The organism is Leuconostoc inhae (assembly GCF_019656015.1).
Lineage (GTDB): Bacteria > Bacillota > Bacilli > Lactobacillales > Lactobacillaceae > Leuconostoc > Leuconostoc inhae_A.
The window spans coordinates 229,537-237,876 of the sequence record NZ_BPKW01000005.1 but is presented as its reverse complement, the minus strand read 5'-3'; the positions used below and the strand labels follow the sequence as shown (position 1 = coordinate 237,876).

Sequence of the window (8,340 nt, the reverse complement as noted above, 5' to 3'; positions counted from 1 at the left end):
ATCCGTTGGACACGTTTATGGTTCACTGGTTTTTCACCACGTGCTGCGCGACGTTGATTAATATAGTGTGTCATAGGTCGATAACCTAGTGCATCTGCGAATGACACCAATTCATCATCGGCACGAATAGCCTGTATCGTTTCGATGATGGTCTGGTCCTTGTTTTTAGGCGGTTGTTGGTTCGCTTTTAACGCGGCGTAAAATGAACTAGAGGCTAGGCTAGCAATTGTTAATAACTGACATAATTTATAGGCGGGCCGTAATGTCTCTATGACTTTGGCTTTTTCTTGGTTTGATCCATTACGGCCCGCAATTTTTTTAGATAAGCATTCTCGGCTTCGAGATAGTCATTTCGTGCCTTGAGTTGTTTCAGTTGTTCGACTGCAGTAAGTTCATGATTTTTAGCCATCGGTCTCGCTCGCTTTCTTTTATCAGTCAGTCCAGCGATGCCTTGTGTCTCATATTGATGTTGCCATTGCCAAATTGTTGCTGGATGGCTGATATTGAACTGTTTAGCTGTTTCTGGAAAAGAGGCATCGTGAACGCGTAACCACGTGATGACTTTCAGTTTAAACGATAGCGTGTATTTTGGCAACAGGGAACTTTTAGTCAATCCAGTTAACCCCTTAGTTTGCCATAAATAGACCCAACGTAGAATCGAGCCTTTGACTGGCAAACCTAACATTTTGGCAATAGTCGTTGACCCGTTGCCAGCTTCATATAGTTGCACAGCTTTAATTTTGGTAGCGATGGTATATTTGGCCATAATGAGTAAAACCCCTTGAATCAGATTTCCTCCAATTCAAGGGGTTCAGTTCAAACGCGTTTTTTTAAATACCTAAGTAATTTTCAATTGTCTCTAACACGCCATCATTTACGTTCGTGTTAAGGGCTTTTTTTTCTATCACTTCAAGCATAAATTTGTCAGCATTTGGCATAACATAGCCATGTTCGTACTTCTGCAACATTTCTAGGTCATTGCCGTTATCACCAAAAGTCATAACCTCTCGATCAAGCACATCATAATAATCTTGCAATACTTGTAGACCAGCAGCTTTATCAACACCTTTTCCTAAAACATCAACTGAACCAAACCCAGAACCTGTAGCATGCAAATCATCGCCAAATATTTCTCGTAATTCGGACACGTGCTGCTGGACCTCATTATTTGGCCACACAAAAGTAATTTCCAGAATGTGATCATCAACGGACATCAATTTTTCAACCTGTGTCACATTTGGGTAGAATTGAAATACCATTTTTGCAACAGGCCCCGTAGCATGATTTGACACATACGTTGCTTTATCACCAGTCATGATAATAATATTTTCGGCCGACTCAGGGTTTTTAGCGTTCCAATCAATGACTTTATGTAATTGTTCTGGTGACAAGTGGACAGAATAAAGTTGCTCTTCATGGGTTGCAACCATTGCACCATTTGAGCCAACATAATCAATTTGATATCCCTTTGAAATTGTTGGTTCAAAAAGTTTTTGTAAATTTTTAACTTGACGTCCTGATGCTGCAATGAAGCGCATATCCCGCGTCTTTAAGTTATCTAATATACGTTCAAATCGTCCCTGACTGTAAGTATCGTTTGCTGTCAAAAAAGTGCCATCCATATCAGATGCAATCATTTTAATTGTCATGCGTCATTGTCCTTCTTAAAAATAATTAATTTGCTCAATACAAAGTTAGAAAAAATTACAAATATATTTTGAATAATGTTCCAAATATTTGCATCTTGACGCAACACATCTACACCAAATGTCAAAATAAAATAACCAATAATTCCCGTCAAAACACGCGCTAAGTAAAATTGCCAGATTTCTTTTACAATGTCTGCTGTCGTCGTGTTTGTCGAGTGAAATACCCAAACACGATTTGTGAGATAAGCAAATAATACTGCCCAAAACCAAGCGACAACATAGGCTACATTATGACCTGTGTGGAGCATATTGTATAATACAAAGAAAACAATAATATTAACAATTGTCGTTAATACACCAAATATAACGTATAACAAAAATGATTGGTACTTAGTAAAAATATTTTTTAAATTCAACATAACCACTCCAATATAATCTATTAATTATATCATATGACATAAAAAAAAGCCGTCAACTGGTGACAGACTTAACTAAATTGTTTGAGATATTCTTGATAACTGACATCATCAACTACCCAATCTAATTCGCCAATATATTCAGCATGTGGGTCATGATACGCAAAGCCATGTTTGAATTTATAAAGACCATCTTCAGGTACAAAATCACCAACACCACCAAAGTCATATTCAACCTTGCCTAGTGATAGTCCCCACTTGAGCATCTCCCATTGTACCGCATAAGGTCCATAGTGTTTTGCATATTGCCGATTAGATCCAGCATACATATACCAAATTTCATCGCCATAACTAAAACCAATACCACTAGCAATGACTTGGCCTTCAAAATGTGCTAAAAAAACTTTAAATAATCCTGTTTTTTGCCACAATTTTTGCATACTTAAAAAATAATCTATTGGTCGGTGCGTAATGCCTTGCGCGGCAGCCATCATCACATAAGTATCAAAAAATGAGCGTATGTCCTCTTGTGTATCCCCACTTGTTACCGTGACCCCATCTTTTGCAGCACGACGGATTTGATTACGATAATCTCGTTTAAAATGGGTCATTAATTCAGTATCATTAGTAATTGGTGTTGCACCTTCTCCACGACCATCATAGTACAAAACAACATTTTTTCGAGGTTGTATATTGCCATGCATATTTTTAATGTCGCGATTACGTGTCACAAATCCAGCTGCTTGATAAGCATCATTCAATTCATCACTATAGGCCACTTCAGGATCCAAGCGGATTAAAAACACATTTTTTGGTAGTGCTGCAAGCGCCTCTTCAATCAACGATTTTATGAGCGCAATATTCGTCACATCACCAATTGGACCGCGACCTGCATATCCCAATAACTTACCTGGAACCGCCTCAACAGTTAGCACAGTTAAAACAGCGTCTATTTGTCCATCTGTTTCATGGTACACATAGACATGTCCCCAATTAGCTTTTAATTGCCCCCATAGGGGATCTTGCGTTACTTGACCACGTGGATCTTCACGTACGAAATTTTGATATGCGCTAACTTTTTCTATATCGTTTAAATTTAAAATGGTCATGCGATTTATAATCCTGTCGTAATTGAACCGTAGTTATCAATAAAATAAACCAATGTTTGTAACTCATTTGTTAAATCAACGTTTTGCACACGAACAGTTGTTGGTACAGTCACACGCAATGGTGTAAAGTTCAAAATACCCTTTACACCAGCATCAACAAGTTGATCTGTAATATCTTGTGCAACTTCTTGCGGCACAGTCAAAATTGCAATATTAATACGTTGTGCCGTCATTTGCTCTTTTAAATCAGTCATGGCATATATTGGTACACCGGCCAATATTGTACCGGCACGTGATTCATCAACATCAAATGCAGCAGAAATACGCATATTTGAAGATTGATGAAAGTTAAAGTTCATCAGGGCTTGGCCCAAGTTACCAGCCCCAATTAAAGCAACGTTAATTAAGCTATCTTGATCAAGTACATTCGCAAAGAAATCAAGTAATGCTTTAACGTCATAGCCATAGCCTCGCTTACCCAAGGCACCAAAATAAGAAAAATCGCGACGAATTGTCGCTGCATCAAATTTAATAGCGTCACTGAGTTCAGCTGATGAAATACGATTCGTGCCAGCATCATGTAAAAACGTTAAATAGCGATAATAAATAGGTAATCGTTTTGCTGTTGCACGTGGAATTTTAGGTTGTTGTGTCATAAGTTTCTCCAGTTTATTATGTGCCAGGTTCATTAGAAATTCCTAACAGATCCGGACATATATTTAAATTGCAATGTTTGATTCACTTTGTGAACTTTTGCATAACTATTATATCACAAAAACAGGCCTATTATCAAAAGATAGTGAGCTATTCACAAACTTGTTACGATTCAAGTAAATCAAAATCCAGTCCAGGGTTTGTATTCAGGTCTAGTCCAGCGAACTTTTTTTGTTTATAATTCCAATACCCGGCTGCCCCAATCATCGCAGCATTATCTCCAGTGTATAATTGCGGTACTGGTATAAACTGTGTATTTGGAAACTGTTCTAACAATTCTGATAACGTTTGACGTAATTGCGAATTAGCTGCCACACCGCCTGCTAACACAAAACTTTTTACTGGAAAATCTTGTAGCGCACGACGGGTACGACCTAGTAAGGCATCGACAACCGCATTTTGAAAACTGGTTGCCAGATCATCGCGATTAATCGTTTCTCCTTTTTGTTCTGCATGGTGAACGTGATTAATCACAGCACTTTTTAAACCAGAAAAACTAAAATCATAGTTGTCTTCATGTGCCATAGCCGTTGGAAATTTAATTGTTGCTTGACCGCGATGTGCCATTTCATCAATTGTTTTACCCGCTGGGTAAGGTAGTTTAAGTAAACGACCGACCTTATCAAAACTTTCTCCAGCAGCATCATCACGTGTTTCTCCAAGAACTGAAAAATTATTTTCTTCACGCATTAAAACTAATTCTGTATGCCCGCCAGAAACCATTAATGCCAGTGCTGGATATATAATTGGTGTGTTAAAATTGGCGGCAGCAATATGTCCCGCTAAATGATTGACCGGTACAATTGGTAAATTGTGCGCTAAAGCAAAAGTCTTTGCTCCCATCAAACCAACCAGTAATGATCCCACTAAACCTGGTCCATAAGTAACAGCCACAGCATCAAGTTCTGTCGGTTTGACATTAGCTGTCTGCAACGCATCATCTAACACACGTGTTATCCACTCAATGTGATGGCGACTGGCAACTTCTGGCACAATACCGCCAAACCGTTGGTGTGAATTAATTTGTGTCGCAACTGCATTACTTAATATTGTGCGACCATCTTCAACAATTGCCACGCTTGTTTCATCTGCACTTGATTCAAATGATATAATTTTAGTCATGATATTTTTATATCTGTAACGAATTAGTTCGTTACAGATACTTTCCTTTCCATCATAATAGCAGCATGGCCATTTTTATAGTATTTTTCACGGCGATAGTAAGCACTAAATCCCATTTTTTTATATAGACAAATAGCTGCTACATTGGATTCGTCTACTTCTAACAAAAAACGTGCGACATTTGGCAATGAAAAAGCGGATGCTAACAATTGTTGTGCAATACCTTGCTGTTGCTTGTCCGGATGAACAGCAAGACTATTAATTTCCACCTCATCTAAAATTTGTGTCACACCTAAAAATCCGCCATCAAGTATAAAATACTGGCTTCGCGGACTTTTTAATTCATGTTCAAACACTGATTCAGGCCAAGGCGATGATCCAAACGCAGCATTTGCGAGATTAAATATGCGACTACTATCTTCAATTGTTGCGCGTTTTACTATCAAGATTATTTACCATTGAAATTGCATCTTCGTGGTCACCTATATAATAGCCTTTTTTGATGCCACTTTGTTGAAACCCTAGTCGTGTGTACAATACGATGGCACTACGATTTGATGCACGTGCTTCTAGACTCATGGTATCAACACCTAACTGTCTTGAAAAATCAAGTAATTCATTGATTATCAAGGTGCCTAACCCTTTATTTTGCCAAACTGGTACAATCGCAATGTTGGTGATATGCATGTCACGTTGGTCACGTTGATAGGCAACACCCGCAAAGCCGATCACTTGCCCGTTTCGTTCCACGACCAGATATAAACGGACATTTGGTCGTGACAATTCACTCAAAAAATCGCGTAATAACCACGGTGCAGTGCCAGCATACACAGCCTCTTCAATATTGACAAGCATATCAATATCTGCGACATGAGCTCGTCGCAACTGAAATGAAAAACCTTTTAAATCAACAGATTTTTGTTCAAATTGAGATAATATATTCGGTAATTTATTATTACGATTAAACTTCAAAAACATAATTTTCAGGGTTATCCTCACCTGGGTGTGCTGCAAGCCAGTTCAACTCTGCTTGTGTTTTACGCAAGTATTGCGGATTAAAATCATCAATACTACTAACTGGCGTTGCCTGCATTCCTAATGATACAATGCCTTGACCATCAGGTAAACTTTCACTTGGTGTTAATATATGAGCGCGTTCGCCAAATGTCTCAGTCATATGCGTAGCAAAAACATCTGTATCACCTAAGAAAATAATTGGTTCATCATAAGTCTGCAACCAGTTAAATAAATGAGCAATTGGTTGATGTGCATCGGCTAAAACATTCTTACCATTATGATAAACACCAGCAAAGACATTATCATTACGCGCATTAAACAATGGCACAATCAGCCCTTTGGCTGTTACCTGTTGTGCTAAAACAGCTAGACTAGAGACACCAACAAGATCTACTTTTAAAGTGTCAGCTAATACTTTAGCCACTGTAGCGCCAATGCGTAAACCAGTAAAGGAACCGGGTCCTTGAGCTACTATGATACGATCAATATCTGCTAGCGTCCAATTTTGGGCTGCAATTGTCGCCTGAATGGCCGGCAAAAGTTGAATCGAATGGTTACGCGCCTCATTGGTTGAAAAAACCCGTAGGACGTTATTATCTTCCGCCAAACTCACTGTCAGTGGCTGGTTACTTGTGTCAAATGCTAGAATCTTCATAATCTATATTTTAACACAAAAACAACCACCAATTGGTGGTTGTTACAGAAGTTATTTGATTGGTTCTTGATACGGCATAATTGGCGTTGTGACACCTACATTTGTCGCAAATGTATACTTTTGGTTATCTAGCTTAGCTAAATTCTGTGTTCGGCCGGTCACAATTACACCAGCAAATTTTGCCGTTTTGAGATTCTTTGACACTTGTTTTTGACCATCTTTTGCAATATCAACATTATTAACTGTTTGTTGCCCAGATTGTTGTTTTAATGCACTTTTTAGTCCCTGATAACCCAAAAATTCGTTTTTTTCTGCTTTTCCCTCAGTCAGTTTTCCAGTACCATCATCACTAGCATTTAACCCAATATAAGAACCGGCCGCACTCATTGTATCCAATTTATCACTATGAATGCCTAACCAATAATAATTAATCATGACATTTTCGGGTATCATTTGGCGAATGTCATCATAGGAATAACGCTTATCAAAAGTGATCGCCACCTCACCCAAAGTATTTGATAATTGACTTAATGTCTCGGCCTCATGTGTTGATATACTGGGCTCTAACAACGCTTTTTTATCTTTTGCAGCTTGATATGCGCGCTCATACTTCACATTGAAAAATAATGGTTCCTTTTGTTGTGATTGCCGGTTTCTAGCAATTACTTCTTTCGTTGCTGGATTTTTATTATACATATTTGGTGCTTGTGCAGAAGCACTTTCAATACCATGCGTGTTAAATGTCACATTTTTTTCTGGATAAGCAACCCGATAACCATCAATATTTTTTTCGCGGTCACTTTTCAATGTGCTTTGTGTTGTTTTTGTCATTGAAAAATATTGTGATGTCGAAACAATATTTGGTGAAGCTATCAGATCATCGATATTAAATTGCCGTTGTTGTTTTGCAGCTTGTTTGACCATTTGTCTACCTAATTGCTTATGCACAGCATAGAACAAACTGCCACCAACTATTACTGTTACTGCACTCGCAACAGCTATTGTTTTTAACCATTTTTTACGTTTTTCTGTTTTAATAATCTTTTCAAAATTAACATTATCACTCATTTTCATACCCCATTATTATGTTTTTTAGCTGCTGTCTTGTTCGATATAAATCTACTTTAATTTTTGATGCACTGACATCATATATCATAGCAATATCATTGATGTGTTTTCGATCATCATAATATAATACAATCAACGCGCTTTGATAATCATTTAGCTTTTCCAATGCACGTTGTAGCCCACTATAATCTGTCAATGTTGGCTCAGCTTCAGAATACTGTGCATATTGTTCTAATAAGATATCACGATAACGTTTTTGTCGTCGATAAATATCATAAAAACGCGATAACGCAACCCGATAAAGCCAGGGTCTTAATTTATTTGGTGCCAATATAATATCTGCTTGCAGCAATTTTACGAAGACATCCTGCATAATGTCTTGCGCATCATTTTTTTTAGCGCCATTATTAATCAAAAAACCAATGATTTCATTTGCAATATTGATTAACTCTTTTTCATAGTGATTAATTTCCATTTTTCCCTCCTTTCATAGATATAACGAACAGACTAGCAAATGGTTACAAATAAAAACAACTGCAAACACGACTTCAACACTCAAGTCATCTTTGCAGTTGTTTTTATTTATATTA

Annotated in this window: 11 protein-coding genes; all 11 read right to left on the bottom strand. The window is 37.7% G+C overall.

What is annotated here, in order from left to right; all coding sequences use genetic code 11:
* Positions 1-268 precede the first annotated feature (268 nt).
* The 11 genes from K5Q14_RS04870 to K5Q14_RS04820 all read right to left on the bottom strand — a co-directional run bounded on the left by K5Q14_RS04870 (position 269) and on the right by K5Q14_RS04820 (position 8,225).
* Entirely contained in the window at positions 269-766 is a 498-nt protein-coding gene (locus K5Q14_RS04870; RefSeq protein WP_220734698.1) for a helix-turn-helix domain-containing protein, read from the bottom strand.
* Between the two features lie 64 nt (positions 767-830).
* Entirely contained in the window at positions 831-1,649 is an 819-nt protein-coding gene (locus K5Q14_RS04865; protein ID WP_220734697.1) for an HAD-IIB family hydrolase, read from the bottom strand.
* A complete protein-coding gene (locus K5Q14_RS04860; protein ID WP_220734696.1) occupies positions 1,646-2,068 on the bottom strand; it encodes a GtrA family protein in 423 nt (140 codons plus the stop codon). The genes K5Q14_RS04865 and K5Q14_RS04860 overlap by 4 nt, the downstream gene beginning before the upstream one ends.
* Positions 2,069-2,136: 68 nt before the next feature.
* Positions 2,137-3,174 (bottom strand): lipid II:glycine glycyltransferase FemX, encoded by a 1,038-nt coding sequence (locus tag K5Q14_RS04855; protein WP_220734695.1) that lies wholly within the window; start codon positions 3,172-3,174, stop codon positions 2,137-2,139.
* Between the two features lie 5 nt (positions 3,175-3,179).
* A complete protein-coding gene (locus K5Q14_RS04850) occupies positions 3,180-3,830 on the bottom strand; it encodes a redox-sensing transcriptional repressor Rex (RefSeq protein WP_220734694.1) in 651 nt (216 codons plus the stop codon).
* A gap of 163 nt (positions 3,831-3,993) precedes the next feature.
* Positions 3,994-5,010, bottom strand: coding sequence for a tRNA (adenosine(37)-N6)-threonylcarbamoyltransferase complex transferase subunit TsaD (tsaD, locus tag K5Q14_RS04845; protein WP_220734693.1), 1,017 nt, complete (start codon positions 5,008-5,010; stop codon positions 3,994-3,996).
* 23 nt (positions 5,011-5,033) lie between these two features.
* Positions 5,034-5,456 carry a ribosomal protein S18-alanine N-acetyltransferase gene (gene rimI / locus K5Q14_RS04840; protein WP_220734692.1) on the bottom strand — a complete coding sequence of 141 codons (423 nt, stop codon included), beginning with the start codon at positions 5,454-5,456 and terminating at the stop codon, positions 5,034-5,036.
* Entirely contained in the window at positions 5,431-5,988 is a 558-nt protein-coding gene (rimI, locus tag K5Q14_RS04835) for a ribosomal protein S18-alanine N-acetyltransferase (protein WP_220734691.1), read from the bottom strand. Before rimI (K5Q14_RS04835) ends, rimI (K5Q14_RS04840) begins: the two co-directional genes overlap by 26 nt.
* The gene (tsaB, locus tag K5Q14_RS04830) at positions 5,972-6,682 is read right to left on the bottom strand and encodes a tRNA (adenosine(37)-N6)-threonylcarbamoyltransferase complex dimerization subunit type 1 TsaB (protein WP_220734690.1); all 711 of its coding nucleotides are present in this window, start codon (positions 6,680-6,682) and stop codon (positions 5,972-5,974) included. The genes rimI (K5Q14_RS04835) and tsaB overlap by 17 nt, the downstream gene beginning before the upstream one ends.
* A gap of 51 nt (positions 6,683-6,733) precedes the next feature.
* Positions 6,734-7,750: an anti sigma factor C-terminal domain-containing protein gene (locus K5Q14_RS04825; protein ID WP_220734689.1), complete on the bottom strand. Its 1,017-nt coding sequence runs from the start codon at positions 7,748-7,750 to the stop codon at positions 6,734-6,736.
* A complete protein-coding gene (locus tag K5Q14_RS04820) occupies positions 7,743-8,225 on the bottom strand; it encodes an RNA polymerase sigma factor (protein ID WP_220734688.1) in 483 nt (160 codons plus the stop codon). Before K5Q14_RS04820 ends, K5Q14_RS04825 begins: the two co-directional genes overlap by 8 nt.
* Positions 8,226-8,340 lie beyond the last annotated feature (115 nt).

Coding starts and splice junctions, on each gene's coding strand:
- K5Q14_RS04820 (WP_220734688.1), bottom strand. CDS start 8,225: ATGGAAATTAATCACTATGAAAAAGAGTTAATCAATATTGCAAATGAA.
- rimI (WP_220734691.1), bottom strand. CDS start 5,988: ATGTTTTTGAAGTTTAATCGTAATAATAAATTACCGAATATATTATCT.
- tsaB (WP_220734690.1), bottom strand. CDS start 6,682: ATGAAGATTCTAGCATTTGACACAAGTAACCAGCCACTGACAGTGAGT.
- tsaD (WP_220734693.1), bottom strand. CDS start 5,010: ATGACTAAAATTATATCATTTGAATCAAGTGCAGATGAAACAAGCGTG.
- K5Q14_RS04865 (WP_220734697.1), bottom strand. CDS start 1,649: ATGACAATTAAAATGATTGCATCTGATATGGATGGCACTTTTTTGACA.
- K5Q14_RS04870 (WP_220734698.1), bottom strand. CDS start 766: ATGGCCAAATATACCATCGCTACCAAAATTAAAGCTGTGCAACTATAT.
- K5Q14_RS04850 (WP_220734694.1), bottom strand. CDS start 3,830: ATGACACAACAACCTAAAATTCCACGTGCAACAGCAAAACGATTACCT.
- K5Q14_RS04855 (WP_220734695.1), bottom strand. CDS start 3,174: ATGACCATTTTAAATTTAAACGATATAGAAAAAGTTAGCGCATATCAA.
- K5Q14_RS04860 (WP_220734696.1), bottom strand. CDS start 2,068: ATGTTGAATTTAAAAAATATTTTTACTAAGTACCAATCATTTTTGTTA.
- K5Q14_RS04825 (WP_220734689.1), bottom strand. CDS start 7,750: ATGAGTGATAATGTTAATTTTGAAAAGATTATTAAAACAGAAAAACGT.